General features: G+C 69.6%; 26 protein-coding genes and 2 pseudogenes. 6 read left to right on the top strand and 22 right to left on the bottom strand.

Annotation, left to right across the window (positions count from 1 at the left end):
- Positions 1-23 precede the first annotated feature (23 nt).
- Entirely contained in the window at positions 24-866 is an 843-nt protein-coding gene (locus tag ACFYSH_RS32860) for a siderophore-interacting protein (RefSeq protein WP_359477150.1), read from the top strand.
- Between the two features lie 55 nt (positions 867-921).
- On the opposite strand, the pseudogene ACFYSH_RS32855 reads toward ACFYSH_RS32860, so the two are convergent.
- Positions 922-1,233 (bottom strand): annotated as a pseudogene (locus ACFYSH_RS32855) (MerR family transcriptional regulator); the annotation flags it as partial.
- A 281-nt stretch (positions 1,234-1,514) separates the two neighbouring features.
- Between ACFYSH_RS32855 and ACFYSH_RS32850 the strand changes: the two are divergent.
- The gene (locus ACFYSH_RS32850) at positions 1,515-1,958 is read left to right on the top strand and encodes an SPW repeat protein (RefSeq protein ID WP_359477147.1); all 444 of its coding nucleotides are present in this window, start codon (positions 1,515-1,517) and stop codon (positions 1,956-1,958) included.
- A gap of 106 nt (positions 1,959-2,064) precedes the next feature.
- Here ACFYSH_RS32850 and ACFYSH_RS32845 read toward each other — a convergent pair whose 3' ends face one another.
- The 12 genes from ACFYSH_RS32845 to ACFYSH_RS32790 form a co-directional block, all read right to left on the bottom strand.
- A complete protein-coding gene (locus ACFYSH_RS32845) occupies positions 2,065-4,893 on the bottom strand; it encodes a DEAD/DEAH box helicase (protein WP_359477144.1) in 2,829 nt (942 codons plus the stop codon).
- Between the two features lie 49 nt (positions 4,894-4,942).
- A complete protein-coding gene (locus ACFYSH_RS32840) occupies positions 4,943-5,833 on the bottom strand; it encodes a YegS/Rv2252/BmrU family lipid kinase (RefSeq protein WP_388757385.1) in 891 nt (296 codons plus the stop codon).
- Positions 5,834-5,851: 18 nt separating this feature from the next.
- Positions 5,852-6,814: a twin-arginine translocase subunit TatC gene (gene tatC / locus ACFYSH_RS32835; RefSeq protein WP_359477138.1), complete on the bottom strand. Its 963-nt coding sequence runs from the start codon at positions 6,812-6,814 to the stop codon at positions 5,852-5,854.
- A 49-nt stretch (positions 6,815-6,863) separates the two neighbouring features.
- Entirely contained in the window at positions 6,864-7,157 is a 294-nt protein-coding gene (gene tatA / locus ACFYSH_RS32830) for a Sec-independent protein translocase subunit TatA (RefSeq protein WP_359477135.1), read from the bottom strand.
- Between the two features lie 214 nt (positions 7,158-7,371).
- Complete coding sequence (locus ACFYSH_RS32825; protein WP_359477132.1) at positions 7,372-7,569, bottom strand: hypothetical protein; 198 nt, start codon at positions 7,567-7,569, stop codon at positions 7,372-7,374.
- A 23-nt stretch (positions 7,570-7,592) separates the two neighbouring features.
- Positions 7,593-7,868 carry a hypothetical protein gene (locus ACFYSH_RS32820; protein ID WP_359477130.1) on the bottom strand — a complete coding sequence of 92 codons (276 nt, stop codon included), beginning with the start codon at positions 7,866-7,868 and terminating at the stop codon, positions 7,593-7,595.
- 37 nt (positions 7,869-7,905) lie between these two features.
- Complete coding sequence (locus ACFYSH_RS32815) at positions 7,906-8,862, bottom strand: helix-turn-helix transcriptional regulator (RefSeq protein ID WP_388757381.1); 957 nt, start codon at positions 8,860-8,862, stop codon at positions 7,906-7,908.
- A 15-nt stretch (positions 8,863-8,877) separates the two neighbouring features.
- Complete coding sequence (locus ACFYSH_RS32810) at positions 8,878-9,831, bottom strand: WYL domain-containing protein (RefSeq protein ID WP_359477124.1); 954 nt, start codon at positions 9,829-9,831, stop codon at positions 8,878-8,880.
- A gap of 115 nt (positions 9,832-9,946) precedes the next feature.
- Positions 9,947-10,321: an FKBP-type peptidyl-prolyl cis-trans isomerase gene (locus tag ACFYSH_RS32805; RefSeq protein ID WP_359477121.1), complete on the bottom strand. Its 375-nt coding sequence runs from the start codon at positions 10,319-10,321 to the stop codon at positions 9,947-9,949.
- A gap of 43 nt (positions 10,322-10,364) precedes the next feature.
- Entirely contained in the window at positions 10,365-11,300 is a 936-nt protein-coding gene (locus tag ACFYSH_RS32800) for an FKBP-type peptidyl-prolyl cis-trans isomerase (RefSeq protein ID WP_388757376.1), read from the bottom strand.
- 122 nt (positions 11,301-11,422) lie between these two features.
- Positions 11,423-12,784 carry a Pup--protein ligase gene (pafA, locus tag ACFYSH_RS32795; RefSeq protein WP_359477118.1) on the bottom strand — a complete coding sequence of 454 codons (1,362 nt, stop codon included), beginning with the start codon at positions 12,782-12,784 and terminating at the stop codon, positions 11,423-11,425.
- A gap of 9 nt (positions 12,785-12,793) precedes the next feature.
- Complete coding sequence (locus tag ACFYSH_RS32790) at positions 12,794-14,053, bottom strand: MFS transporter (RefSeq protein WP_388757372.1); 1,260 nt, start codon at positions 14,051-14,053, stop codon at positions 12,794-12,796.
- A gap of 129 nt (positions 14,054-14,182) precedes the next feature.
- Between ACFYSH_RS32790 and ACFYSH_RS32785 the strand changes: the two genes are divergently transcribed.
- Positions 14,183-15,211, top strand: a complete 1,029-nt coding sequence (locus ACFYSH_RS32785) for a LacI family DNA-binding transcriptional regulator (RefSeq protein WP_359477112.1) — start codon at positions 14,183-14,185, stop codon at positions 15,209-15,211.
- 64 nt (positions 15,212-15,275) lie between these two features.
- Here ACFYSH_RS32785 and prcA read toward each other — a convergent pair whose 3' ends face one another.
- From prcA to arc, 6 genes and pseudogenes are all read right to left on the bottom strand, one after another.
- Entirely contained in the window at positions 15,276-16,100 is an 825-nt protein-coding gene (gene prcA / locus ACFYSH_RS32780; RefSeq protein ID WP_359477108.1) for a proteasome subunit alpha, read from the bottom strand.
- A 55-nt stretch (positions 16,101-16,155) separates the two neighbouring features.
- Positions 16,156-17,001: a proteasome subunit beta gene (prcB, locus tag ACFYSH_RS32775; protein WP_359477105.1), complete on the bottom strand. Its 846-nt coding sequence runs from the start codon at positions 16,999-17,001 to the stop codon at positions 16,156-16,158.
- A pseudogene (locus ACFYSH_RS32770) lies at positions 16,953-17,130 on the bottom strand (endonuclease domain-containing protein); the annotation flags it as partial. The pseudogene ACFYSH_RS32770 and the gene prcB, both read right to left, overlap by 49 nt.
- A gap of 119 nt (positions 17,131-17,249) precedes the next feature.
- The gene (locus tag ACFYSH_RS32765) at positions 17,250-17,468 is read right to left on the bottom strand and encodes a ubiquitin-like protein Pup (protein WP_359477102.1); all 219 of its coding nucleotides are present in this window, start codon (positions 17,466-17,468) and stop codon (positions 17,250-17,252) included.
- Between the two features lie 120 nt (positions 17,469-17,588).
- Positions 17,589-19,100 (bottom strand): depupylase/deamidase Dop, encoded by a 1,512-nt coding sequence (dop, locus tag ACFYSH_RS32760; RefSeq protein WP_359477099.1) that lies wholly within the window; start codon positions 19,098-19,100, stop codon positions 17,589-17,591.
- A 227-nt stretch (positions 19,101-19,327) separates the two neighbouring features.
- Positions 19,328-21,094 carry a proteasome ATPase gene (arc, locus tag ACFYSH_RS32755; protein WP_359477096.1) on the bottom strand — a complete coding sequence of 589 codons (1,767 nt, stop codon included), beginning with the start codon at positions 21,092-21,094 and terminating at the stop codon, positions 19,328-19,330.
- Positions 21,095-21,335: 241 nt separating this feature from the next.
- Here arc and ACFYSH_RS32750 point away from each other — a divergent pair, with 241 nt between their 5' ends.
- The gene (locus ACFYSH_RS32750) at positions 21,336-21,647 is read left to right on the top strand and encodes a ferredoxin (RefSeq protein WP_205021794.1); all 312 of its coding nucleotides are present in this window, start codon (positions 21,336-21,338) and stop codon (positions 21,645-21,647) included.
- A 17-nt stretch (positions 21,648-21,664) separates the two neighbouring features.
- Here the strand turns inward: ACFYSH_RS32750 and ACFYSH_RS32745 are convergent, their stop codons facing one another.
- The 3 genes from ACFYSH_RS32745 to ACFYSH_RS32735 all read right to left on the bottom strand — a co-directional run bounded on the left by ACFYSH_RS32745 (position 21,665) and on the right by ACFYSH_RS32735 (position 24,660).
- Entirely contained in the window at positions 21,665-22,261 is a 597-nt protein-coding gene (locus tag ACFYSH_RS32745) for a hypothetical protein (protein WP_359477093.1), read from the bottom strand.
- Positions 22,262-22,456: 195 nt separating this feature from the next.
- Positions 22,457-23,368, bottom strand: coding sequence for a tRNA (adenine-N1)-methyltransferase (locus ACFYSH_RS32740; RefSeq protein WP_359477090.1), 912 nt, complete (start codon positions 23,366-23,368; stop codon positions 22,457-22,459).
- Positions 23,369-23,409: 41 nt separating this feature from the next.
- Positions 23,410-24,660: a site-2 protease family protein gene (locus ACFYSH_RS32735; RefSeq protein WP_359477198.1), complete on the bottom strand. Its 1,251-nt coding sequence runs from the start codon at positions 24,658-24,660 to the stop codon at positions 23,410-23,412.
- 170 nt (positions 24,661-24,830) lie between these two features.
- Here ACFYSH_RS32735 and ACFYSH_RS32730 point away from each other — a divergent pair, with 170 nt between their 5' ends.
- Both ACFYSH_RS32730 and ACFYSH_RS32725 read left to right on the top strand, forming a co-directional pair.
- Positions 24,831-25,676 (top strand): PD-(D/E)XK nuclease family protein, encoded by an 846-nt coding sequence (locus ACFYSH_RS32730; RefSeq protein WP_359477195.1) that lies wholly within the window; start codon positions 24,831-24,833, stop codon positions 25,674-25,676.
- A gap of 35 nt (positions 25,677-25,711) precedes the next feature.
- On the top strand, positions 25,712-26,383 hold the full coding sequence (locus ACFYSH_RS32725) for a response regulator transcription factor (RefSeq protein ID WP_359477087.1): 672 nt from the start codon (positions 25,712-25,714) through the stop codon (positions 26,381-26,383).
- Positions 26,384-26,508: the final 125 nt, after the last annotated feature.

Genomic DNA, 26,508 nt, shown 5'->3' with positions numbered 1-26,508 from the left:
ACGCCGACCTCAGGGAGACCCTCGTGGCAGAGCGGCCGCAACGCCGGACACCGAAGGCACAGGGGGCGCGGGTTCTGCGCACCGAACAGATCACCCCCCACATGGTGCGTGTGATCCTCGGTGGCGACGGACTGGCCGACTTCTCCCTCGAGGGGTACACGGACCACTACATCAAGCTGTGCTTCGCGCCGGAGGGTGCGGACTACGGCCACCCCTTCGACATGGCGGGGATCCGCGAGAACTACCCGCGCGAGCTGTGGCCGACCACCCGCACGTACACGGTGCGCTCCTGGGACCCCCGCACCCGGGAGCTCGCGGTCGATTTCGTGGTGCACGGCGACGAGGGCCTGGCAGGCCCCTGGGCCGCGCGGGCCCGGCCCGGCGACCAGGTGACGTTCCTGGGACCCGGCGGCGGTTACGTGCCGGAGGCCTCGGCCGACTGGCATCTGCTCGTGGGCGACGAGAGCGCCCTGCCGGCGATCGCCGCGGCGCTGGAGCATATGCCGGAGGGTGCGGTGGTCCACGCCTTCGTGGAAGTGCCGGACGCCTCGGAGGAGCAGAAGCTCGTGGCCCCGGACGGCGTGTCGGTCACCTGGCTGCATCGCGGCGACCACCCGGTCGGCGAGGCCCTCGTCGCGGCAGTGACCGGGCTGGACTTCCCGGAGGGCGAGGTGCAGGCGTTCGTCCACGGCGAGGCCGGCTTCGTGAAGGAGATCCGGCGTCACCTCCGCCTGGAGCGCGGCATCCCGCTCCCGCAGCTGTCGATCTCGGGGTACTGGCGCCTCGGCCAGAACGACGACGCGTGGCGCGCGGTGAAGCGCGAGTGGAACGAACAGGTGGAGCGCGAGCAGGAGAGCGCCGCGTAGCCCTCACGCGGAACCCGGTCGCCGTCGTGGACGGCGACCGGGTTCCGCACATGCCCTACTCTCGGGGCCCCTGCCCCGTCTCCCGCCCTCCCTCGTAGGCGCGTGCCGCAGCGTACGCATGGGCGAGCCGCCGCAGGGCACCGAGCATGGCCTCCCCGAGCACCGTGCCGACGACAACGCTCTCCACGAGCTCCTCGCGCGCCACCCGCCGCTTGACGTAGTCGAGGTCCGCGTGGGCGACGCGCTCAGCCGCGTCCGCGTAGACGTCGAGCAGTTCGATGACACCGCCGTGCCCTGCCCTGCGCAGTGCGTCCATCACCCCAGCGAGGGTCCGGCCCGCCGGGCTGTCCGCACCCGCCCGCCAGCCAGATGTCCTACACCGTGAACGACCACTCGAAGGTCGTCTGCGGCAACGTCCCAACCGCCAAGGCGACGGTCTACCTCGTGCACACCGTTCTGATGCCGGCCGACTGAGCCGACGGCCTGTCAGCTCGCCGACGCGCCGTCGTTCAGGTTCGACGGAAGCGCAGAATTCAACCGGCCGGAAAGCTACACATAAGAGACATATAAGAGCACACTGGTCAGGAGAGCTGATGACCGTGACTCCTGTGCACGGTCGCCCCAGCAAGTGCGAAGGAGAACATCCTCATGAGCAATATCTCGCACACCGGAAGGGACATCTCCGGACACCCCGACGCCGAAGAGATGCGGGCGCGTCACGACCGCGTGGTCGGCGGGGGCCGCACCACGGCCGGAGCGGACGCACCGGTGTTCCTGCTCGGTCTGTACTGCGCCGTCTCGCCCTGGGTGCTCCACTTCACCGCGAGCCAACCCTCCCTCGTGACACACAACCTGGTCATCGGGATCGCGATAGCGGTGCTGGCGCTCTGCTTCACCGCCATGCCCGAGCGGATGACCGGGATGAGCATGGCCATCGTCGCCCTGGGCGCATGGCTCATCGTGTCGACGTGGATCGTGGGCCAGAGCCCGGACACGGGCGTCATCCTCAACAACGTGATCGTCGGTGGTCTGGCGATTGTGCTGGGGGCAGCCTGCGCGGGACTCTCGATGAAGAACAAGAAGAAGACCTGACGGGAGGACACTCGGAAGTGGCCACAGGCACCGGCTCACCTGTGGCCACTCGTCGGCTCACGTCATCCGGTCACCAGGGAAACCCAGGTCACCGGGAAACCCGCTCTCACCCGACAGAGCTGTACGCCACCACACCCCGCAGCACCGCGTCGACGGCCTTGTGGGCGTTCTTCGCGACCGAGCTCCCGTCCCGGGGCGCGGCGGCCGCGATCTGGCCGAGTACGTCGATGACCTGCTTGCACCACCGTACGAAGTCGCCGGCCGGCATCTCCGCCTCGCGGAGCACCTCGTCCAGTGTCCGCCCGGAAGCCCACATGTAGACCGCCCAGGCGAACCCGAGGTCGGGTTCGCGCTGTCCGACCCCTTCCGTCTGGCTGATCTTGAAGTCCTCCTCCAGGGCGTCGAGACGGCCCCAGATGCGGACCATCTCGCCCATCGCGGTCTTCGCCGGTCCGGAGGGCAGCTTGGGTGCGACCGCGTCGTCGGCCTGGCGGGCCTCGTAGACCAGCGCGGATACGCAAGCGGCGAGTTCGGCGGGGTTGAGCCCCTCCCATACACCGTCCCGCAGGCATTCGCTGGCCAGCAGGTCGAGCTCTCCGTACAGCCGCGCCAGCCGTCGGCCGTTGTCGGTGACCTCGTTGCCCCGCAGGTAGTCGAGCTCGGTGAGGAGCGCCACGATGCGGTCGAAGGTCCGGGCGATGGTGTTCGTCCGGCCCTCGATACGGTGCTCCAACTGCCGGGTGTCGCGCTGCAGCCGGTGATACCGCTCGGCCCAGCGGGCATGGTCCTCTCGCTCGTCGCACCCGTGGCAGGGGTGGGCGCGCAGCTCCGAGCGGAGCCGGGCGATCTCCCGGTCATCGGCTGCGGCGGCCCGCTGTTTGCGGTGCCGTCCCGGGTCGATGTGCCCCGCCTTGCTCCGCAGGGCGGAGGCCAGGTCGCGACGGGACTGGGGTGAGCGCGGGTTGAACGACTTGGGCACCCGCATCCGCTCCAGCGCCTCGACCGGCACCGGGAAGTCGATGTGGGCCAGTCGCTTGACCTGCCGCTCGGCGGTCAGCACCAGCGGCCGCGGTCCGTCGTGGTACTCCAGCCCGCGATGGCCGTTGGTCCGGCCCGCGGGCAGTCCCGGGTCGAGGACCAGCGCGAGTCCGGCGAATTTGCCGGTGGGGACGTGGATGACGTCACCGGGCTTCAGCTTCTCCAAAGACGCAGCGGCGGCAGCCCGCCGCTGGGCCGCACCCTGCTTGGCCAGCTCGGTCTCACGGTCCTTGAGGTCGCGGCGCAGCCCCGCGTACTCCTCGAAGTCCCCGAGGTGACAGGTCATGCCCTCCTTGTAGCCCGCGAGGCCCTCCTCGTTGCGCTGGACCTGCCGGGAGATGCCGACCACGGACCGGTCCGCCTGGAACTGCGCGAACGAGGTCTCGAGCAGCTCACGCGAACGATGCCGCCCGAACTGCTGCACGAGATTGACGGCCATGTTGTACGAGGGCCGGAAGCTGGATCGCAGCGGATACGTACGCGTGCCCGCGAGGCCCGCGAGCGCCCCGGGGTCCATGCCCCGCTGCCACAGGACGACGGCGTGGCCCTCGACGTCGATGCCGCGGCGTCCGGCCCGCCCGGTCAGCTGGGTGTATTCACCGGGCGTGATGTCGGCGTGCTGCTCGCCGTTCCACTTGACGAGCTTCTCGAGCACCACGGAACGCGCGGGCATGTTGATGCCGAGCGCCAGCGTCTCGGTCGCGAAGACCGCCTTGACCAGGCCACGGACGAACAGCTCCTCCACGACCTCCTTGAAGGTCGGCAGCATCCCGGCGTGGTGCGCGGCGATGCCCCGCTCCAGTCCTTCGAGCCACTCGTAGTACCCGAGGACATGGAGGTCCTCAGGGGGGATGGACGCCGTCCGCTCCTCGACGATCTCCCGCACCAGTTGGCGTTTGTCCTCGTCGTTCAGCCGCAGTCCTGCCTGCAGGCACTGCTGGACGGCCGCCTGGCAGCCGGCCCGGCTGAAGATGAAGGTGATGGCGGGCAGGAGCCCCTCGGCGTCGAGCCGGTCGATGACCTCGGGGCGCGACGGGGTCCAGATCCGGCTGCGCTGACGCCGCTCGCGCTCCCGGTCCGCCTCGCGCACCATCTTCCCGCGCCGGCGCTCGCGCGGGTTGTATCCGCGCTGGTTCTCCATACGGGCGAGCCTGACCAGGTCGGGGTTGACCTCGCGCCGACCGGTGCCCCGGCCCCCGTGGTCCGTCTCCTCCTCGAAGAGGTCGTACATCCGCCGCCCGGCCATGACGTGCTGCCACAGCGGCACGGGCCGGTGCTCGGAGACGATCACCTGGGTGTCGCCGCGGACGGTGTCCAGCCAGTCGCCGAACTCCTCGGCGTTGGACACGGTCGCCGACAACGACACCAGGGTCACGGACTCCGGCAGGTGGATGATCACTTCCTCCCACACGGCGCCCCTGAAGCGGTCGGAGAGGTAGTGCACCTCGTCCATGACCACATAGCCGAGGCCGGTGAGGGACTGGGAGCCCGCGTACAGCATGTTGCGCAGGACCTCGGTCGTCATGACGACCACGGGTGCGTCCGCGTTGACGCTGTTGTCACCGGTCAGCAGACCGACCTTGTCCGCGCCGTAACGCCGGACGAGATCGGTGAACTTCTGGTTGGACAGGGCCTTGATGGGCGTGGTGTAGAAGCACTTGCGGCCCTGCTCGAGGGCCAGGTGGACGGCGAATTCGCCGACGATCGTCTTGCCCGACCCGGTGGGGGCCGCGACCAGCACCCCCTTGCCGGACTCCAGGGCCCGGCATGCCTCGATCTGGAACGGGTCCAGTTCGAATTCGTACATCTCGCGGAAGGGCCCGAAGGCCGTGGCCCGCTCGGCCGCACGGACCCGGGACGCCTGGTATCGCTCAGCTGGTGAGAGGTCCTCTGTCATCTTGATACGAGCCTACCCGCCCCGTATGACAGTCAGCCCGATCTTTATTTCAGGCTGCAAGCACCCGGACCGCGCCGGGTACGCAGGTGGCGCGGACCGGCAGCGCGCCGAAGGGCTCGCCGTCCGCGTAGGCCGTGGCACCGGCCGGGGCCAGCTCTATCGAGGAGACCCGGTGCACGGTGACCTTCGGGTGTTCGAGGTGGGTCCCCCGGTACACCTTCGGGAAGACCTTGAGCAGGGTGGCCCGGCTGCAGTCACCGACCACGGTCACGTCGAAGAGCCCGTCGTCCATGACCGCGTCCGCACAGATACGCATGCCGCCGCCGTACGTCGTCCCGTTGCCCACCGCGATCAGCGTCGCCTCGATCTCGGTCACCGGGCCGCCCTCCAGCCTGACTCGGTACGGAATCGGCCGGAAGGCGGCCAGCTCGGCGAGGATGGCCAGGTCGTACTTGAAGCGCCCGCCCACCCCTCGCATCCGGTTGCCCCGGTCGTTGACCCGCGAGTCGAAGCCCGAGGCCAGCACGGAGCCGAACCAGCGCTCCCCCACCCGTCCCAGGTCGATCGTGCGCACCGTCCCGGCCTTGAGCGCCTCGGCGGCCAGCCGCCCGGCGGCGGCCGGGTCGCGGACCGGGAGCCCGAGGGCGCGGGCGAAGTCGTTCCCGGTGCCCACGGCGACGGCGCCGAGCGGCGTCGCCGTACCGGCCACGGCCTGCAGGGCGAGGGACATCATGCCGTCCCCGCCCACGGCTATCAGTGCTCCGGTCCCGGCCGCCACGGCCTCGCGGGCCCGCCGCAGCGCGTCGTCGGCGTCCTCGCCGAGAACCGTCCGTACGCAGAAGCCCGCGTCCCGCAAAGCGGAAGCGGCCGGCTGCGCGGCACGCGCGCCCCGGCCGCTCCCCGCGGTGGGATTGACGAAGAGGGTGATCTCGCTGGTCACCCGCGGGACCTTACAAGGTCAGGTGATGTCGTCGTAACCGTTGAGCCGGTGCGTACGCCCACCGTCCGCGTCACCGCCGGCCTGCTCGGGCAGGGCTGCCCGGGAGGAAACCGGCTCGATCCCGCCGACGGCCTCGGGGGTGAGGTCCAGCTTCGACGCCTCGTCGTCGTCGAGCTCGGCATCGGGGTCGGCGCGCCGCCTGCGCTTGTCGTTGAGCAGCGAGAAGCCGACGGCGATGAAGTAGAGCACCGCGAGCGGGCCCGCGAGCAGCAGCATCGAGATGGGCTCGCCGCCCGGTGTGGCGATGGCCGCGAACCCGGTCAGCCCGACGAGCATCCCGCGCCACCAGCGCAGCATGCGGGCGCCGGACAGGACACCGGTCAGGTTGAGCAGGATGAGCAGCAGCGGCAGTTCGAAGGCGAGCCCGAAGACGATCACCATGCGGGTGATCAGGTCCAGGAAGTCGTCCAGCGGCAGCAGGTTCTTCACGTTGTCGGGTGTGAAACCGAGCATGATCTCGGCGGTCTGCGGCAGGATCGCGTACGCCAGGTAGGCACCGGCGACGAAGAGCGGGACCCCGGCCGCGACGAAGGCGACGGAGTAGCGCTTCTCCTGTTTGTGCAGGCCGGGGGCGACGAACCCCCACAACTGGTACAGCCACACCGGGGTGGCCACCAGCACACCTGCCATCAGGGACACCTTCAGCGCGATGGTGAACGGCGACAGTAGACCGTTGGTGGTCATCTCCGCGCAGGGGCGGCCGTTGACCATGGTCACGGCGCCGTTCTTGCAGCCGACCGAGTCCAGGATCGGCTTCATCAGGAACTCGAAGATGTCCTTCTGGAAGAACGCCGCCACGATCACGGCGATCACGATCGCCAGGACCGACTTCAGCAGCCGGTTGCGCAGCTCACGCAGGTGATCGAGGAGGGGCATGCGCCCCTCGTCGTCCTTCTCCTGCTTGCGGGCGGACTTGAGCAACCCACTTCCCTCGTTTCGTGCGGCAGCTTCCGACGGTGCGGGTCAGCTGTCAGCTCTGGGTGGTGGGCTTGGCCTCGCTGACCGGACGGGCGCTGGTGACGTCTCCCGGGGCGGCCTGGATCGTACGCGCGGTGGCCGCGGGCGGGGTGGTGTCCGCGACGGTCTCGGTGGTGGGCGCCGCAGGCTCCGCGTCGTCCTTCTTCATGGCCTTGGCCTCGCTCTTGAGGATGCGGGCCGACTTGCCGAGCGAACGCGCCATGTCGGGCAGCTTCTTGGCACCGAAGAGCAGCAGGATGACAGCGATGATCAGAACGATCTCGAGGGGCTTCAGATTGCCGATCATGTGCGACTTCCTTCTCACTGAGGCGTCTGGAGGGTGGGCTCGCTACCCGTTCGACCGGACAGTTGTCCGACCTTCGCGCTGGCAGCGATCGTAACCCGCAGGGGTAAACGCCAGGCAATGCCCGTGCGTACTCCCGTTTGCGGCCCACACCTCCCTGCCTGGGCCGCTCCAGCAGCGTACCCCCCGAACCAGTGAATCAGGAGGCCGCGCACTGCTATCGCAGGGCCTCGCCCGTATCGGCGAGCGTGGTGGCCGCTCGTTCGAGATCCTCGGCCGCCCGGTTGATCTGCCGCGTGGTCGCGGCGACCTGCCTGGCGAGCCGTTGTGCCTCGACGAAGACCTTGACGGCCAGCACCCCGAGCACGGCCAGGCCGGCGAATCCCAGAGCGATGGCGAGCATGGGCCAGAACATGGGCGGATCCTCGGTGTTTCTCGTTACCGCAGGGCGGTGTGCAGGCGCAGCGTCCGTACCCCGCCGCCGCTGAGGAGTTCGACGATGCGCTCCCCCGCCGGCTTGCGGACCGCGGACCCGCACGCGGGGCAGGTGAAGGAGTAGAAGGTCGTACGGCGGCTGGCCCCGATCGCCAGCCGCAGCGCTCCCGCCGCGAGCTCGAACCGCTCACGGCAGTCCGGGCAGGCGGCCCGGAAGCGTACGGCGTCGGGCACGGGCACCGTGACCGGTCCGGACCTCGTGGGCGATATCGCAGTCATATGACCTCTGTCTCCTCGCTGCACCGGTGGCCGCCTCTCAGAGCGCGCCGTCGTAGGCGGCCAGTGCCTCACGCGCCGCCAGCCGGGCGCTTTCGGCCAGGTCCGGGGGCGAGGCGATGCGTCCTTCGCCGCCCAGCCGCAGGGCGAGCCTGCGCAGGGAGGCCGGGTCGGGGGTGCGCAGGGTGATCCGCAGGCCGCCGTCGGGCAGTTCCTCCGCACTGTCGTGCGGGTAGTACTCGGCGACCCACCGGCCGCCGGGGCCGACCTCGATCACGACCTCCGGATCCTCGGCGGCGGGCTGCACCAGACTCTCGGAGAGGTCGCGCAGTTCCAGCTCCGGCGGGGCGGAAGGGGCGTCGAGGAGCCTGATCTCGGCGACCCGGTCGAGCCGGAACGTACGCCGCGCCTCGGTGAGCCGGCACCAGCCCTCCATATAGGTGTGGCCTACGGCGAAGAGCCGGATCGGGTCCACCTCGCGCTCGGTCAGCTCATCCCGTGCGGGTGAGTAGTAGCGCACCCAGAGCCGGCGCCGCTCGGAGATCGCCCGGTCCACGTCGGCGAAGACGCCGCCCTCGGACTCGAAGGTGACGGAGAGCCGCGAGCTGGCGGCCCCCACCTCACCGGCCGCCGTCTCCAGCTTCGCGGTCGCGCGCACCAGCGCCTGCCGGTCGCTCTCGCGCAGGCCGGGGAGCGTGGCGACGGCGCGGGCGGCGACGAGCAGGGCGGTCGCCTCGTCGGCGGCGAGCCGCAGCGGCTCGGCGACGTCGTCCGGGTTGTGCCACCAGATCCGGTCGCCGTCGGTGTCGATGTCCAGCAGGTCACCGCCGCGGAAGCTGGTCCCGCACATGGGGAGCACGTCGAGGTCGGAGATCAGCTCGTCCTCGGTGATCCCGAAGGCCCGGGCCACGTCCTGGACGTGGGCGCCGGGGCGCTCACGCAGATACGTGACGAGGGAGAGCATCCGCCGGGTCTGGTCGATCGCGTTCGTGGCCACGAGTACGGCTCCCCCTCAGTCCTTGGCCACGGCACGCAGCCGGTCCATCACGTCGGCCCGCAGATCGGCGGGCTCGCTCACGATCACGTCGGGCCCGAACTCCACGAGCCAGGCGTCCAGCCCGTGCCCGTACGGGATCTCCAACTCGTCCCAGCCGTCACCGAGTTCGGTGACGGCTGTCGCGCGGGAGCGCAGCGGGTAGCCGGAGCCGGCACGCAGCCTGATGCGGGCGGTCCTGGTGGCGGTCTCCCCCGCCCAGCTCTCCACGGTCTCGCGGACGGTCACGGCGTCGGGGACCCGGGCCGTGAAGGCTCCGGCACGGGAGCGGACCCGGCCCGAGATCCGCGACAGCCGGAAGACGCGCTCGGCACCCCGGTCGCGGTCCCAGCCGGCCAGATACCAGTGGCCGCGCCAGCATTCGAGCGTCCAGGGCTCGACCTGGCGCTGCTCGGGGCGGGCGGAGTTGCCCTTGCGGTAGTCGAAGGTGACCGGGCGGCGGTCACGGCAGGCGAGCATCAGCGGCTCGAAGGCGGCTTCGTGGACCGGGATGCGGGGTTCCAGGGCGCTGTGCACCTCGTAGGCGTCCTCGGCCTCCGGCATGCCGGCGGCCCGCAGCTTCTGCAGGGCGCCGCTGGCGGCGCCCGCGAGCCGGGCCTGCTGCCAGACCTTGGCGGCCAGGCCGAGGGCCGCGGCTTCCTCGGCGTCCAGGGTGATGGGGGGCAGCCGGTTGCTGTCGCGCCGTGCGAGGTACCCGGTGTCGCCGTCCAGGTTCTCCACGGTCTCGATGATCAGGCCGAGTTCGCGCAGATCGTCCTTGTCGCGCTCGAACATCCTGTTGAAGGACTCGTCGGAGCCCGCCTCCAGGTAGGCCTCGATGGAGCCCCGGAGCTCACGCTTGCTGAGCGGGCGCCTGGTACCCAGCAGACACAGTGCCAGGTTCATCAACCGTTCGGCTTTGGCAATCGCCATCGACGCCCTCTCTCGACATGCTCTCCGACCGTCGACCGTACCGCCCCGGGGTGTCCGGACCAAAGCGAGGGCCCGTGCCTTGCGGCACGGGCCCTGGCTGCTGCGGACGGACGGATCAGACGCCGACGAGGTCGCAGACGAAGATCAGCGTCTCGCCCGGGGCGATGCTGCCGCCGCCGGCACCGCGGTCGCCGTAGGCGAGGTGCGCGGGGATGGTCAGCTGGCGACGGCCGCCGACCTTCATGCCCTGGACGCCCTTGTCCCAGCCTGCGATGACCTGGCCGGCACCGAGCTGGAACCGCAGCGGGGTGCCGCGGTTCCACGAGGCGTCGAACTCCTCGCCGGTGGAGAAGGCCACACCGACGTAGTGCACGGAGACGGTCTGGCCCGCCTGGGCCACCGGTCCGTCGCCCTCCCAGATTTCCTTGATCTCCAGGTCGGCCGGCGGCTCGCCACCCGGGAAGTCGATCTCGGGCTTCTCGATGCTCACTGAACTGCTCCTCTTACTGATGAACTGGGCAACCGGGACAGTCTTACACCTTCGCCAGGATGTCCAAGGACCACACGAGCGTCGAGTTGGCGGGGACGGTCTGCTGGGCCTGGTCACCGAAGGCCTGGTCCGGCGGGATGACGAGCAGGACCCGGCTGCCGACCTTCTTGCCTGCCAAGCCGCTCTTGAGCCCCTGGACGTTGATCTGGGCCAGTGGGAAGCCCACGGCCTTGCCCGCCTTGTAGGTGCTGTCGAACTGCTTCGCCCCCTTCCACAGATACGCCTCGTACTTCACGACGAGGGTGTCGTTCTCCCCGACGGCCTCCCCGTCGGCCTCGATGACGTAGCTGGAGACCAGCTTCTTGGGCGGATCGCTCTTGGGGATCGTGACCTCGGGGGCCTTGCCGTCGGTGTTGACACCGATCTTCGGCAGGCCGATGTTGTCCTGGGCGACCGTGCTGCCCTTGGCGGACTGCGGGATCGCCTTCCCGCTCACCACGTCCACGACGAAGACGAGCGTGGCGTTCGGCTTGATGTCCCCCTGGCCCTGCGCGCCGTAGCCGAGCTCCGGCGGGATGACCAGCTGCACACGGCTGCCGACCTTCTGCCCGACGAGACCCTGCTCCCAGCCCGGGATGACCATGCCGGTACCGAGGGCGATACCGAAGAGCTCCTTACGGTCGAAACTGTTGTCGAACGGCTTCGTGGAGTCCCACGCCTGCCCGAGGTAGTTGACCTCGGCCGCATCACCGTCCTTGAGCTTCGCGCCGTCCCCCTCGCTGATGACCTCGGTCCTCAGCTTCGTGGGGGGCTTACCCTCGCCCTTCGCCAGAGTGGGCTTCTCGCCGAACTTCGCTCCCGCGGTGATCGCGGGAAACCCGTTCTTGGATGAGGTGGAGTCGGAGGCCTTGTCGTCGCCGCATGCCGCCGTGGACAGCAGCAGTAGGGGGACGACGAGAAGGCCGGCAAGTCGGCGCACTGGGTTCCTCGGATCTCAGACGGCACGTGATCGGTCCCCGACACTCTAGGCCGACGGAAGGGCCCCGTACGAGGAACGTACGGGGCCCATTCACCCACGGGGCGGGACATCGCTGTCCCGGATCACATGCCCGCGATCAGTTTCTCCACCCGGTCGTCGACGGAACGGAACGGGTCCTTGCACAACACGGTGCGCTGCGCCTGGTCGTTGAGCTTGAGATGGACCCAGTCGACGGTGAAATCCCGTCGCTGTTCCTGGGCCCGGCGGATGAAGTCGCCGCGCAGCCGCGCCCTGGTCGTCTGCGGGGGCACCGACTTCCCCTCGAAGATCTTCAGGTCGTTGCAGATACGGGCGGTCTGGCCCTTGCGCTCCAGGAGGTAGTAGAGCCCGCGCCGCCGGTGGATGTCGTGGTAGGCGAGGTCTATCTGAGCGACCCTCGGATTCGACATGGTCATGTTGTGCTTCGCCCGGTACCGCTCGATGAGCTTGTACTTCATCACCCAGTCGATCTCGGTGCCGATCCGGTCGAGGTCCTCGGCCTCGATGGCGTCCAGCGTGCGGCCCCACAGTTCGAGGACCTGGTCGACGGTGCCGGTGCGGATGCCACGGCGTTCGACGAAGTCGACGGCCTTCTCGTAGTACTCGCGCTGGACCTCGATGGCCGATGCCTCGCGGCCGCTGGCCAGGCGTACCTTGCGCTGTCCCGTGGTGTCGTGGCTGACCTCCCGGATGGCCCGGATCGGGTTCTCCAGGGTCAGGTCGCGCATCACCGTGCCCGCCTCGATCATGCGCAGCACGAGATCGGTGGCGCCGACCTTGAGGAGCATGGTCGTCTCGGACATGTTGGAGTCACCGACGATGACGTGGAGGCGGCGGTACCGCTCCGCGTCGGCGTGCGGTTCGTCCCGGGTGTTGATGATCGGGCGGGAGCGCGTCGTCGCGGAACTGACGCCCTCCCAGATGTGCTCGGCCCGCTGGCTCACGCAGTAGACGGCTCCACGCGGCGTCTGGAGCACCTTGCCGGCACCGCAGATCAGCTGACGGGTGACGAGGAACGGAATGAGGATGTCCGCGAGCCGGGAGAATTCTCCGTGCCGGGCCACGAGGTAGTTCTCATGACACCCGTAGGAGTTTCCAGCCGAGTCGGTGTTGTTCTTGAAGAGATAGACGTCGCCCGCGATTCCCTCCTCGTGCAGGCGGCGTTCGGCGTCGACGAGCAGGCCTTCGAGAATGCGCTCGCCCGCCTTGTCGTGCGTGACCAGTTCGGTCACGTTGTCGCATTCGGGTGTCGCGTATTCCGGATGCGATCCCACGTCGAGGTACAGACGGGCGCCGTTCCGCAGGAAGACATTGCTGCTGCGGCCCCATGACACAACACGGCGGAAGAGGTAGCGCGCCACTTCGTCAGGTGACAGTCGGCGCTGTCCCCTGAACGTGCACGTGACGCCGTACTCGTTCTCCAGCCCGAAAATGCGGCGGTCCATGACTGAACATTACGCCTTATGGCCTGAGCTGAAACCGGGTTCGGCAGCACCGTTTCGATCATTTTCCGAACCGGCCACAACTGTGGGCGTACGCCCGGGAACTGCGAGGACCCTACCGGTGGCCAGCAGAACCAGCAGCGCCGCCACTCCACCGGCCCCGGCGACGGCGAAACTCCATGCCGTCCCTCCGGTCTCCACGGCCGGGCCGGCCACCGCTGTTCCGGCCGCGGCACCCACTCCGAAGGTCGTCACGAGCCAGGAGAACGCCTCGGTCACCGTGCCCCGCGGCGCGTGCCGGTCCACGACGATGAACGAGCAGGCGATCGCCGGAGCCAGGAACACCCCGGCGAGCGCCGCCAGCGCGGTCATGGCGGGCACGCCGGGCGTCAGCATCAGCGGCAGGTAACCCAGGGCCAGCAGCGCGACGATGACCCGCAGCCTTCGCTCGGGCGCCCCTGCCCACTGGCGCGCCCCGTACACGGCTCCGCCGATCAGCGCGCCGAGACCGAGCGCGGCCATCAGCCAGCCGTACACCGATTCCCGGCCCTGGTCGTCGGCGTAGGCGACGCCGGCCACCGTGATCGAGCCGAGCGCGACCCCGACGAAGAAGAAGGCGCCCAGCAGGGCGAGCAGCCCCGGCGAGCGCAGGGCGCCGAGCCAGTGCGCCTCGCGGGGCGCCGAGCGCCATGCCCTGGAGGGTTCGGACAGGACGACGGACAGCGCTCCCAGCACCCCGATGGCGTTGATGACCAGCAGCGCGGCGGCCGGCGACCAGAGCGACACCAGGACCGTCACCAGGAGGGGCCCCACGGTGAACATGATCTCCTGGGCCACCGCGTCCATGGCGTACGCCCGGTGCACCCTGTCCTCGCGGCCGAGGACCGCCGGCCACAGGGCCCGCAGGCCGCCCTCCAGCGGAGGTGTGAACAGGCCGGCCACGACGACCGCCGCGTATGCGGCCGGGAGCGGGCCGAGGCCCGTCAGGGCGAGCGCGGCCATGCCGAGCGCCGAGACGACCGCCGCGGGGAGCTGGACGCGCGGCTGGCCGTACAGGTCCACCGCGCGGCCCAGCAGGGGCTGGCCCACCGCCGTGGCGAGGCCGTACGCCGCGGCCAGCGCGCCGGCCAGGGTGTAGCTGCCGCCCTCCGCGCGGGTGAACAGGACGATCGCGATGTGGGCGGTGCCGTTCGGCAACCGCCCCACCAGCGTTCCCGCCAGCAGCCTGACGGCGTGCCGCGCCCGGAGGATGTCCAGATAACCCGCGGCCATGTCCGCCCCTCTCCCCCGACGGTGTCACGACCTCGAGGTTGTACGTATAACGTGAGCGTTCATACGTACCATGTGGGCACGCGGGGAGTCCATCCCACCGCACCCGACCGGACCAGCACGGAGGCACGAGTGAGCAGCGCGCGGCCGCCCGCCCCACCCCGGCCCACCAGCCGCGACGTGGCACGGGCAGCGGGCGTGTCACAGGCCACGGTCTCGCTCGTACTCGGGGACAAGTGGCGGGGCCGGGTCTCGGCGACGACCGCCGAGCGGGTCCGCGACCACGCCCGGGGCCTCGGCTACCGGCCGAATCTCGCCGCCCGCAGTCTCCGGCTGGGCCGCACCCGCACCGCCCTGCTCGTCGTCCCCGCACTCACCAACGAGTTCTTCGCCCGGGTGTACACCGGCGCCGCGGCCGTCGCCGCCGCGCACGACTTCGGCGTGGTCCTCTACCCGTCCCCCGAGGGCACGGGACCCGCCAGGGATCCGTTCGCCTCGGCCCGCGCGGCGCTCGACGGGGTGATCGCCTCGTCGATGGCGGCGGACGCCCTGGGGGCGCTGCGGGGCGCGGATCTGCCGCTGGTGATGCTGGACAGCGATCCGGAGGGGCAGGGCGCGGCGGCGCGCGTGAACCTCGACATCGAGGACGGTATGCGCCAGGTGACCGGCCATCTGCTGGACCTCGGCCACCGCCGGATCGTGCACCTCGCGTCCGCCGTGGACACCTGGACCTTCACGGTGCGGGCCCGGGCGCTGCGGGAGGCCGTGGGGGACGTCCCCGGCGCCGTGCTGCGTACCGTGACCGCCCCTTTGGACGTACGGGCCGGGCGTGAGGCGGTCGAGACGGTCCTGGCCTCCCCCGGCCCCCTGCCCTCGGCCATCGTCTGCGACGACGACATCCTGGCCGCCGGCGCCTGCAAGGCGGTGCGCAGACGAGGCCTGCGTGTGCCCGACGACGTCTCCGTGACCGGCTTCGACGACCTGGCGCTCGCCACGGCGGTGGAACCGGAACTCACCACGGTCCGCCTCCCGGCCGAACAGGTGGGCGAGCGGGGTATGAGGGCGCTGCTGGACGTCCTGGAGGGACGTCCCACGGAGTACGGCGATCTCCCCGTCCGCCTGGTGGTGCGGGGCTCCACCGCGCCCCCGCCCACCGCGTGACAGAGCCCTCCGGCCGCCGCCTGCGGCGGCCGGAGGGCTCTGTCACGGACTTTCGCGGAACGGACTACTCCTTCGTGGACTCGTCCGAACCCTCGGCGGGTCCGTCCGTGCCCTTCGCGGGGGTGTCGGTGCTGCCGCCTTCGGGCTCCTCCGTGTCGGACGGAGCGTCCGTCGGGGTCGCCCCGGCACCGTCGGCGTCCAGCAGCCTCGTCAGCTGCCGGCCGACGATCCGCTTGAACTTGCGCTGCTGCGGCCTCGTGCGGTCCAGGACCGCGACCTCGAGCCGCTCGGCGGGGATCTCCCGCTCGTTGCCGTTGGCCTCGCGGGACAGTGCCTGCACGGCCAGTTTCAGCGCCTCGGCGAGCGACATCCCGTCGCGGTGGCGCTGGTCCAGGAAGGTGCTGATCTGCTCGGCGTTCCCGCCGACCGCGACCGAGCCGTGTTCGTCCACGATGGAGCCGTCGTGCGGCAGCCGGTAGATCTGGTCACCGTCGGGCCCGGCACCGACCTCCGCGACCACCAGCTCCACCTCGTACGGCTTCTCGGCCGCACTGGAGAAGATGGTGCCGAGCGTCTGCGCGTAGACGTTGGCCAGTCCACGGGCCGTCACATCGTCGCGATCGTAGGTGTACCCCCGCAGATCGGCGTAGCGGACTCCGCCGATGCGGAGGTTCTCGTACTCGTTGTACTTGCCGGCGGCGGCGAAGCCGATCCGGTCGTAGATCTCGCTGAACTTGTGCAGCGCGCGGGACGGGTTCTCGCCGACGAACACAATGCCGTCGGCGTACTGCAGCACAACCAGGCTGCGACCACGGGCGATGCCCTTCCGGGCGTATTCCGCCCGGTCGGCCATGGCCTGCTGAGGTGAGACATAGAACGGCGTCGACACCGGCTATCCGTCCCTTTCTGTCAGTGACGAGTGCATCGGAGAAGCATCGGGCCGGTCAGAGCAGCGCGGCGCGGGGGCCGTCGGGCTGCTCGAGCCGGCGCTCCAGGATCGCGCGCGCGATCTCCGCGGATTCCGTGTCGTTCAGCCTGCGGAAGCCCTCGTCGGTGATGACGGTGACGATCGGATAGATCCGGCGGGCCACGTCGGGGCCTCCGGTCGCCGAGTCGTCGTCGGCCGCGTCGTACAGCGCCTGCACGACCAGGGTCAGGGCCTGCTCCTCGGTCAGGTCGTCCCGGTACAGCTTCTTCATCGATCCGCGCGCGAAGACGGAGCCGGAGCCGGTGGCCGCGTAGCCGTGTTCCTCCGAACGCCCGCCGGTGACGTCGTAGGAGAAGATCCGGCCCTTCTCGCGGTCCACGTCGTACCCGGCGAAGAGCGGGACGACCGCCAGGCCCTGCATGGCCATCGCCAGATTGCTGCGGATCATCGTGGAGAGCCGGTTGGCCTTGCCCTCCAGGGAGAGCGTGGCGCCCTCGACCTTCTCGAAGTGCTCCAGCTCCAGCTGGAACAGTTTGACCATCTCCACGGCGAGACCCGCTGTGCCGGCGATCCCCACCGCCGAGTACTCGTCGGCCGGGAACACCTTCTCGATGTCGCGCTGCGCGATCATATTGCCCATGGTCGCCCGCCGGTCACCGGCGAGGACCACTCCACCGGGGAACGAGGCCGCGACGATGGTCGTGCCGTGCGGCGCCTCGATGGCACCCTGCAGCGGCGGCAGAGTGCGGTTGCCGGGAAGGATCTCGGGTGAGTGGTCGGACAGGAAGTCCATGAACGAGGACGAACCCGGCGTCAGGAAGGCAGCTGGTAGACGCCCGGTGCTACGAGTGTTGGCTTCCACGCGTTTCCCTCCAGGTATGCGATGGCCCTGCGCAAGGAGTCAGGAGCATCCCCCAACTTGCCACTGGCCGAATTGCGGTTGCAGCAGTACGCCACGGACCCTACCCGCCCTGTGACGGTGATCAACATGATCCCGGGTCCGGAGAAGCCGTTCCGTGGGATGCCCCGGTGCGAGCGAGGGCATCCCACGGAAGGGGCCGGCGACGGTGCGAGCTCGTCGGCGAGCCGGCCGGAGCGGACCTCCGGCTGTTACTCGCCGCCCTTTTGCACGAAGGAACGTACGAAGTCCTCGGCATTGGACTCGAGGACGTCATCGATCTCGTCGAGGACGTCGTCGACGTCGTCGCTGAGCTTCTCCTGCCGCTCCTTGAGGTCCTCGGACGCCTGCGCGTCCTGCGCCTGCTCCTCGGTCGTCTCGGTGGAACGTGTCGCCTTCTGCTGTCCGCCGCCGGTGTCCTTGGTCGCCATATAGCTCACCCCGCTCGGTTCGAAGCACTTGATCAGACCCTACCTACGGGGTCCGACATCGGCCCGGTACTTTCCTCAACGTCCGGAGGTCATCTGATTGATTCCCAGCCGGAGGGCCTTTCAGCCCCCCGTCAGCGTCCGGACCAGCTCGTCCGCCGTGCGGCAGCGGTCCAGGAGCTCCTTGACGTGCGCACGCGTACCCCGCAGCGGTTCCATGGTGGGAACCCGTTGCAGCGAGTCACGATCGGGCAGGTCGAAGATGACCGAGTCCCAGGAGGCGGCGGCCACGTCGTCCGCGTACTGCTCCAGGCAGCGGCCCCGGAAGTAGGCCCTGGTGTCCTCGGGAGGCTTCGTACGGGCCCGCTCGACGTCGCTCTCGTCCAGCAGCCGCTTGATCTTCCCGCGGGCGGCCAGTCGGTTGTACAGGCCCTTCTCGGCCCGCACGTCGGCGTACTGGAGGTCGACCAGGTGCAGGCGGGGGGCGTCCCAGTCCAGGCCGTCGCGGCGTCGGTAGCCCTCCATGAGCTCCCGCTTGGCGATCCAGTCCAGCTCGCCCGACAAACTCATCGGGTCGTTCTCCAGGCGGTTCAGGGTGTCCTCCCAGCGGGCCAGGACATCCTTGGTCTGCTCGTCGGCGTCGGCACCGTACCGCTCCTCGACGTATTTGCGGCCCAGCTCGAAGTACTCCATCTGGAGCTGCACCGCGGTGAGCGTCCGGCCGCTACGGAGGGTGACCAACTGCCGCAGGGTCGGATCGTGCGAGACCTGGTGGAGCGTGCGGACCGGCTGGTCGACCGCCAGGTCGACGTTGATGAAGCCGTCCTCGATCATGGCCAGGACCAGCGAGGTGGTACCGAGTTTGAGATAGGTCGAGATCTCGGAAAGGTTCGCGTCGCCGATGATCACATGCAGTCTGCGGTACTTCTCGGCATCGGAGTGCGGTTCGTCGCGGGTGTTGATGATGGGGCGCTTGAGCGTGGTCTCGAGGCCGACCTCGACCTCGAAGTAGTCGGCGCGCTGGCTGATCTGGAATCCGTGCTCGTGGCCGTCCTGGCCGATGCCGACCCGTCCGGCGCCGGTGACCACCTGGCGGGAGACGAAGAACGGCGTCAGATGGCGCACGATGTCCGAGAAGGGTGTCTCCCTCTTCATCAGGTAGTTCTCGTGCGTGCCGTAGGACGCGCCCTTGTTGTCGGTGTTGTTCTTGTAGAGGTGGATGGGCTGGGCGCCCGGGATCGAGGCGGCCCGCTCTGCGGCCTCCGCCATCACACGTTCGCCGGCCTTGTCCCAGAGCACCGCGTCCAGCGGATTGGTGATCTCCGGCGAGCTGTATTCGGGGTGCGCGTGGTCGACGTACAGCCGCGCACCGTTGGTGAGGATGACATTGGCCAGGCCGATGTCCTCGTCGGTGAGCTGGCTGGAGTCGGCGGTCTCACGGGCGAGGTCGAAGCCTCGCGCGTCGCGCAGCGGGTTCTCCTCCTCGAAGTCCCAGCGGGCGCGGCGCGCCCGGTGCATCGCCGCCGCGTAGGCATTGACGATCTGGGACGAGGTGAGCATGGCATTGGCGTTGGGTTGACCGGCGACGGAGATCCCGTACTCCGTCTCGATGCCCATCACTCGCCGTACGGTCATGCGGCCCTCCTTGCCCGGCGTCGCTCCCGTCCGGGAGCGGCGCTCAAGTACCGCTGCTGGTCCGCGGTGCCCGTCCCCGCACTGCGCGACTCGGCGGTACGTCAGAGCCTAGAGCGCCCCCGCGCCGGTGGGGAGATCAATTACGTCATTGGTCGGGTACGGCCGGAGCTGCCGGGAAAACGGCCGGCTGCGGATGCCCGTCCGGGCATCCGCAGCCGGTCTGCGTTTTACAGGTACTGTCCGGTATTCGCCACCGTGTCGATGGAACGACCGGTGTCTGCGCCCTGCTTTCCGGTGACGAGTGTGCGGATGAACACGATCCGCTCGCCCTTCTTTCCGGAGATCCTGGCCCAGTCGTCCGGGTTGGTGGTGTTCGGCAGGTCCTCGTTCTCCTTGAACTCGTCCACGCACGCCTGGAGGAGATGGGAGACGCGCAGGCCTTTCTGGCCCTGCTCGAGGAAAGCCTTGATGGCCATTTTCTTCGCCCGGTCCACGATGTTCTGGATCATCGCTCCGGAGTTGAAGTCCTTGAAGTACAGGACTTCCTTGTCGCCGTTCGCGTAGGTGACCTCGAGGAAGCGGTTCTCCTCGGATTCCGTGTACATCCGCTCCACGACGGACTGGATCATCGCGTGGGCGGCCGCCTCCTTCGAGCCGGTGTGCTCGGCCAGGTCGTCCGAGTGCAGCGGCAGCGAAGGCGTGAGGTACTTCGCGAAGATGTCCTTGGCGGCCTCCGCGTCCGGACGCTCGATCTTGATCTTCACATCGAGACGGCCGGGCCGCAGGATCGCGGGGTCGATCATGTCCTCACGGTTGGAGGCACCGATGACGATGACGTTCTCCAGGCCCTCCACCCCGTCGATCTCGGCGAGCAGCTGGGGGACGATGGTGTTCTCCACGTCCGAGCTGACACCGGAACCACGGGTGCGGAAGAGGGATTCCATCTCGTCGAAGAAGACGATGACGGGGGTACCCTCGCTCGCCTTCTCCCGGGCACGCTGGAAGACCAGACGGATGTGCCGCTCGGTCTCACCTACGTACTTGTTGAGGAGCTCGGGACCCTTGATGTTGAGGAAGTAGCTCTTCCCCGCGGGCTGTCCGGTGACCTCGGCAACCTTCTTGGCCAGCGAGTTGGCGACGGCCTTGGCGATGAGTGTCTTGCCGCAGCCCGGAGGGCCGTAGAGCAGGATGCCCTTCGGCGGACGCAGCTCGTGCTCCTTGAAGAGGTCCGGGTGGAGGTACGGGAGCTCGACCGCGTCACGGATCAGTTCGATCTGGTCGCCCAGACCGCCGATCTTGTCGTAGTCGATGTCCGGGACCTCTTCGAGAACGAGTTCCTCGACCTCGCTCTTGGGGACCACTTCGTAGACGTAGCCGGACCTGGGCTCGAGCAGGAGGGCGTCGCCGGGACGGATGGTGATGTCCAGGAGGGGCTCGGCGAGCCTCACCACCCGCTCCTCGTCGGTGTGCCCGACGACCAGGGCGCGTTCGCCGTCCTCGAGGATCTCCTTGAGGGTGACGATGTCCCCGGCCCGCTCGAATTCCATGGCCTCGACCACGTTGAGCGCTTCGTTGAGCATGACTTCCTGGCCTCGCCGGAGGCCGTCGAGCTCGACGCTGGGGCTGACGTTCACCCGGAGCTTGCGGCCCCCGGTGAAGATGTCGCAGGTGTCGTCCTCGTTGGCCTGCAGGAAGACACCGAAGCCGGCCGGCGGCTGGGCGAGCCGGTCGACCTCCTCCTTGAGGGCCACGATCTGGTCGCGGGCCTCCCGGAGCGTGCCGGCGAGCCGCTCGTTCTGCGCGGACACGCCTGACAGGCTGGTCTGCAACTCGACGATCCGCTCTTCGAGAATCCTCGCGTGCCGCGGAGAGTCGGCGAGCTTACGTCGCAGGACGGCGATTTCCTGCTCGAGATAGGCGACCTGGCCGGCTGGGTCTTCTGACCCCCGCCCGGGCCGGATGCCGCGGTTGATGTCGTCGTCGTGGGCTGCCACGGTCCTCACCTCCTCCAAGGGGAGCTGGACGCTTCCTGACCCTACCTGGGTGGGTGATGATTGAAACCCCTAGATCACAAAGACCCGGAAGTGTGTCCGATCTTCACCCTTGCGCCCTCCCTCACGCCAAGGGAATACCCACCCTTCGGCATCGGAAAGCCGCCGGTTGTATCGTCGAAGTGTTCAACACCCGTCAGGGCTGGCTTCAATTGGTGCAGATACGCAGGGAACGGCAGGACACATGACCGTGCAGCAGGACGCTCCGGGCGACCGTGACACGCAGGACCTCGAGGTCTGGATCGACCAGGACCTCTGTACGGGCGACGGCATCTGCGTGCAGTACGCACCCGAGGTGTTCGAGCTGGACATCGACGGTCTGGCCTATGTGAAGAGCGACGAGGACGAGCTCCTCCAGGACAAGGGCGCCACCACACCGGTGCCGCTGCCCCTCCTCCAGGACGTGGTGGATTCGGCCAAGGAGTGTCCGGGCGACTGCATCCACGTGCGTCGCGTCTCGGACAATGTGGAAGTCTTCGGGCCGGACGCGGAGTAGGTGCGGAACAACGGGGTTCAGACGCTCCGGGCGGTACTCCCGGCGGGGCCCGCGGACTTGACGAACGCGTTCCCCTCCCACTGCCAGGTGGCGCTTTCCAGCTCGTCGGGGCAGCAACGCGGTACGTCGGCCGAGGAATAGCCGAGCAGGGTCGCCGAGACCTGGCCGTCACGGACGGTGAAGTCGGTGACCGCGAGTTTCTCAGCGGGGTCCACCAGGGTCGCCACGACCCTGGGTGCGGCCCCGCTCCGCTGTGTCACGACGTAGATGCCGCTGGGCGGGGTGCCGGAGCCCGCGGCGCAGCGGACGACGGCCACGGTCTCGGGCCCGCCGTCCCCGTCGAGGTCTCCGGGGGCGCTGTCGGCCACGGTGTGTCCGGCGGCGCCGCAGTCGAGCGGGAAGGCGACGCCGGCCGGGTCGGGGGCGGTCGCCGCGGGGGCGCTGCCGTGCTGCGCGGTGACGCCGTGCTCGGACGCCGAGGCCGTGGCGGTGGCCGCGTCGGGCTGGAGCAGTCCCGCGAGTGCGACGACGGCTGCCATCGCCGTGGCCGTGGCGAGCCAGTGCACCGGCTTGGCGTCGGTGTGCGCGAGGTCCGGGAGCGCGGAGGTCTGCACGCGGTATGTCTCCTGTGGTTCCTGGAGGCCTGGGTGGGCGGTGCCGAAAGGACGACGGCGGGCGGGGTGGCCAGCATCGTGCCACACCTCACACCCGAGGGGAACGGCGGGGGCGTCCGGGGACGGAAAGGCGCCGCCGCCGGGCTCCCGGGTCGGTCCGGGAACTCGGCGGCGGCGCCTTCGCGTTGTACGGGGTCAGTCCTCGGTCTCGGCGGAGCCGCTCCGGCTGCCGGGGCCCTTGTAGTCCTCGCCGTAGGCGCCCTTGGACGGGCGGCGGCGGCGCACCGGTGGCTCGACACCGTCCGCGAGACGACGGGCGGTGACGAGGAACCCGGTGTGGCCGATCATCCGGTGGTCGGGCCGGACGGCCAGGCCTTCGACGTGCCAGTTGCGGATCATCGACTCCCACGGCTGCGGTTCGGCGAAGCAGCCGATCTCGCGGATGGACTCGACGGTCCGCGAGAGCTGGGTCGTGGTCGCGACGTACGCGCAGAGGATCCCGCCGGGCACCAGGGCCTTGGACACGGCCTCGAGGCACTCCCACGGGGCGAGCATGTCGAGGACGACCCGGTCGACGTCGGTGTCCGAGAGGTTGTCCTGGAGGTCGCCGACCGTGAGCTGCCAGGCCGGGTGCGGCGAGCCGAAGTAGCGCTCGACGTTCTGCTGGGCGATCTCGGCGAAGTCCTCGCGGCGCTCGTAGGAGTGCAGCATGCCCTGCTCGCCGATGGCGCGCAGCAGGAAGGTGCTGAGCGCACCGGAGCCGACGCCGGCTTCGACGACGCGCGCGCCGGGGAAGATGTCGCCGAAGGCGAGGATCTGGCCCGCGTCCTTCGGGTAGACCACGGCGGCACCGCGTGGCATGGACAGGACGTAGTCGGGGAGCAGGGGGCGCAGCGCGAGATAGGCGACGTTTCCCGTGGTACGGACAACACTGCCCTCGGGAGCACCGATCAGCTCGTCGTGCGGGAAAGAACCCTTGTGGGTGTGGAAGTTCTTTCCGGCCTCGAGCGTGAAGGTGTAGTGGCGTCCCTTGGGGTCGGTGAGCTGGACCTGGTCCCCGACTTTGAATGGGCCGCGACGGCGGGCGGCACCGGTCGGTTCGGACATGTGAACAGCCTACCGGTATTTCGGGGGCCGCTTCCCGGACGTCAGGCCGACGGTCGGGCCATGGCCTTGATGAAGGCGCGTTCGACGTCGGCGGTGGACAGGACGCCGTAGATCTCGCCGGTGTCCTCCACTACCAGGTACTCGGTGGCCGGGGTGGCCTTCAGCCGGTCCAGGAGGGCTTCGCCCGCCAGTTCGGCGGGGATCTTCATGCCGTCGGTGAGGTCCTGGGCGAGACCGCTGACGGCCACCCAGGGCCGGCGGTGTTCGGGGACCCCGACGATGGCCGCCTCCCGGACGACCGCCTTCGGGCTGCCCTGCCCGTCGACGACCACGAGGGCGCGGGCACCCGCCTCGTTGGCCCGGCGGAGCGCCTCGGAGAGCGGGGTGGCGGCCTCGACGGGCACGGCCCGCCGGGTGAGCGTGCGCGCGCGCAGCTCCGGGAGGTGTTCACGGAGCCGGGCCGTCCGCAGGCTGTTGCCCGCTCCGGTCCAGATGATCGCGGCGAGGATCGCCGCGAGGAGGGCGTCGGTGACGGTCTCGAACCCGCTGATCTCACCGGTGGCGTTGCCGAGGGCGCCCGTGTGGGTGAGCAGCGGGAGGCCGACGAAGACCGTGATGGCCAGGCCCCGGCCGACCCATGCGGCGGCGACGGTGCCGCTCATCGGCTTGCCGGTGATCTTCCACACGACGGCGCGGAGCATGCGCCCGCCGTCCAGGGGCAGGCCGGGCAGCAGGTTGAAGGCGGCGACGATGAGATTGGAGACCATCAGCCCGGCGAGGAGCACGCCGGGGACGGTACCCGCTTCGACGAACTGGAGCGGGATGTAGAAGACCCCGCCGAGGACCAGGGAGAGCAGGGGCCCCACGAAGGCGAGGACGAACTCGCGGCCGGGGGTCTCCGTCTCCTTCTCGATCTCGGAGACACCGCCGAAGAACTGGAGCTGGATGCGGCGCACCGGCAGTTTGTAGCGCAGGGCGGCGACGGTGTGGGCGAGCTCGTGCACGAGCACGGACGCGTAGAAGGCGATCGCGAAGAAGAGCGCGACCAGATAGCGGGCTCCGCCGAGTTCCGGCAGGACGCGGTCGAGTTGGCCGCCGAAGACCCAGGTGATCAGCGCCGCGACCACGAACCAGCTGGGGGCCACGTACACGGGCACGCCGAAGGGGCGGCCCATGAGGAGGCCGCCGCCCGGGTCCGCCGGGCGTCGCGGCTTGCCCTTGTCCGGCTCGGTGCCGGGGTCCGAGCCCCCTGCGCCGGGCTGCGGGCGCCCGCTGTCGCCGCTCTCGTCCACGGGGTCCCTTCGGTCGGTGGCGTCTGCCACGATCATGCTGTGTGCGAGCTCTGTCGTCGATGGTATGCCGCGGGGTGTCAGTGGCGGGCCGTAGGGTCTGCGACATGACGTCCGTACCGCGCCCGCCTCAGCCACCCTCGTCCCTGTCGCCGTCGCGCGCGAACGATTTCATGCAGTGTCCTCTGCTGTACCGCTTCCGGGTCATCGACAAGCTGCCCGAGAAGCCCAGTGAGGCTGCTACCCGGGGGACGCTGGTGCATGCGGTGCTTGAGCGTCTGTTCGACGCCCCGGCGGCGGACCGTACGGCTCCGAAGGCCAAGGCGCTGATCCCCGGCCAGTGGGACCGGCTGCTGGAGTCCAAGCCCGAGCTGACCGACCTGTTCGAGGGAGATCCTGAGGGGGAGCGGCTCGCGGGGTGGCTGGGCGAGGCGGAGCGGCTCGTGGAGCGGTGGTTCTCGCTGGAGGACCCGACCCGCCTGGAGCCGGCCGAGCGGGAGCTGTTCGTCGAGACGGAGCTGGATTCGGGACTGAAGCTGCGCGGCGTGATCGACCGCGTGGACGTGACCCCCACGGGCGACGTCCGCATCGTGGACTACAAGACGGGCAAGGCTCCGCGGCCTGAGTACGCGGAGGGGGCGCTGTTCCAGATGAAGTTCTACGCCCTGGTGGTGTGGCGTCTGAAGAACGTGGTTCCGCGCCGGCTCCAGCTGGTCTATCTCGGCAGTGGGGACGTGCTGACGTACGACCCCGTCCCGGCGGACCTCGAGCGGGTGGAGCGCAAGCTGCTGGCGCTGTGGGACGCGATCCGGCTGGCCACCGAGACCGGCGAGTGGCGGCCGAGGCCGACCAAGCTGTGCGGCTGGTGCGACCACCGGGCGGTCTGTCCGGAATTCGGCGGGACTCCCCCGGTCTATCCGCTGTCCGTACGCCCGGCCGAATCGGTGGAGGCTGTGCAGGGCAGAATGGAGCCGGTCCGGTCCGAGGCCGACCGACCGGTGGCCCTCGAAGGCCCTTGACCCGAAGGCCCGCCCGAGGCCCTTAAGGAGATTACGTGGCTATCCGCGTCCTGCTCGTCGACGATCAGCCCCTGCTGCGCACCGGTTTCCGGATGATCCTGGAGGCGGAAGGCGATCTCGCGGTGGTCGGTGAGGCGGGTGACGGCCTGCAGGCCATCGACCAGGTGCGGGCGTTGCAGCCCGATGTCGTGCTCATGGACATCCGGATGCCGCGGATGGACGGTGTCGAGGCCACCCGTCAGATCACGGGTCCTGGACGGGACGGTCCGGCGAAGGTCCTGGTGCTGACGACGTTCGATCTCGACGAGTACGTGGTGGAGGCGCTGCGCGCCGGCGCCAGTGGCTTCCTGCTGAAGGACGCGCCGGCCATCGAACTGGTGCAGGCCATCCGGGTCGTGGCCGCGGGCGAGGCGATGCTGGCGCCCAGCATCACGCGTCGGCTGCTCGACAAGTACGCCGACCATCTGCCCTCGGGCGAGGAGCCCGTCCCGGACGCCCTGCACACCCTCACCGAGCGTGAGGTCGAGGTGCTGAAGCTGGTGGCACGGGGCCTGTCCAACGCGGAGATCGCGGCGGACCTGTTCGTGAGCGAGACGACGGTCAAGACGCACGTGGGCCATGTGCTGACGAAGCTCGGCCTGCGCGACCGTGTGCAGGCCGCCGTCTACGCGTACGAGAGCGGGCTGGTGCGTCCCGGCGCCCAGTGAGACGGGGTGGCTGCGAAAGAACCGGCGTGGGGGGGGGGGGGGCCCGGCGGGGGCGGCCCGGGGGGGGGGGGGGGCCCCCCCCCCCCCCCCCCCCCCCCCCCCCCCCCCCCCCCCCCCCCCCCCCC

Source organism: Streptomyces sp. NPDC005791, assembly GCF_042871485.1.
GTDB lineage: Bacteria > Actinomycetota > Actinomycetes > Streptomycetales > Streptomycetaceae > Streptomyces.
The sequence above is the reverse complement of the archived record's forward strand: the minus strand, read 5'-3'. Positions and strand labels throughout refer to the sequence as shown.

Excerpts from the sequence above, each read along its gene's own strand:
- pafA (WP_359477118.1), bottom strand. The coding sequence starts at position 12,784 with ATGGACCGCCGCATTTTCGGGCTGGAGAACGAGTACGGCGTCACGTGC.
- ACFYSH_RS32740 (WP_359477090.1), bottom strand. The coding sequence starts at position 23,368 with ATGTCCGAACCGACCGGTGCCGCCCGCCGTCGCGGCCCATTCAAAGTC.
- ACFYSH_RS32820 (WP_359477130.1), bottom strand. The coding sequence starts at position 7,868 with ATGACTGCGATATCGCCCACGAGGTCCGGACCGGTCACGGTGCCCGTG.
- ACFYSH_RS32825 (WP_359477132.1), bottom strand. The coding sequence starts at position 7,569 with ATGTTCTGGCCCATGCTCGCCATCGCTCTGGGATTCGCCGGCCTGGCC.
- ACFYSH_RS32850 (WP_359477147.1), top strand. The coding sequence starts at position 1,515 with ATGAGCAATATCTCGCACACCGGAAGGGACATCTCCGGACACCCCGAC.
- dop (WP_359477099.1), bottom strand. The coding sequence starts at position 19,100 with ATGACCGTACGGCGAGTGATGGGCATCGAGACGGAGTACGGGATCTCC.
- ACFYSH_RS32810 (WP_359477124.1), bottom strand. The coding sequence starts at position 9,831 with ATGGCGATTGCCAAAGCCGAACGGTTGATGAACCTGGCACTGTGTCTG.
- ACFYSH_RS32790 (WP_388757372.1), bottom strand. The coding sequence starts at position 14,053 with ATGGCCGCGGGTTATCTGGACATCCTCCGGGCGCGGCACGCCGTCAGG.
- ACFYSH_RS32730 (WP_359477195.1), top strand. The coding sequence starts at position 24,831 with ATGCAGTGTCCTCTGCTGTACCGCTTCCGGGTCATCGACAAGCTGCCC.
- tatA (WP_359477135.1), bottom strand. The coding sequence starts at position 7,157 with ATGATCGGCAATCTGAAGCCCCTCGAGATCGTTCTGATCATCGCTGTC.
- ACFYSH_RS32845 (WP_359477144.1), bottom strand. The coding sequence starts at position 4,893 with ATGACAGAGGACCTCTCACCAGCTGAGCGATACCAGGCGTCCCGGGTC.
- ACFYSH_RS32765 (WP_359477102.1), bottom strand. The coding sequence starts at position 17,468 with ATGGCGACCAAGGACACCGGCGGCGGACAGCAGAAGGCGACACGTTCC.
- ACFYSH_RS32750 (WP_205021794.1), top strand. The coding sequence starts at position 21,336 with ATGACCGTGCAGCAGGACGCTCCGGGCGACCGTGACACGCAGGACCTC.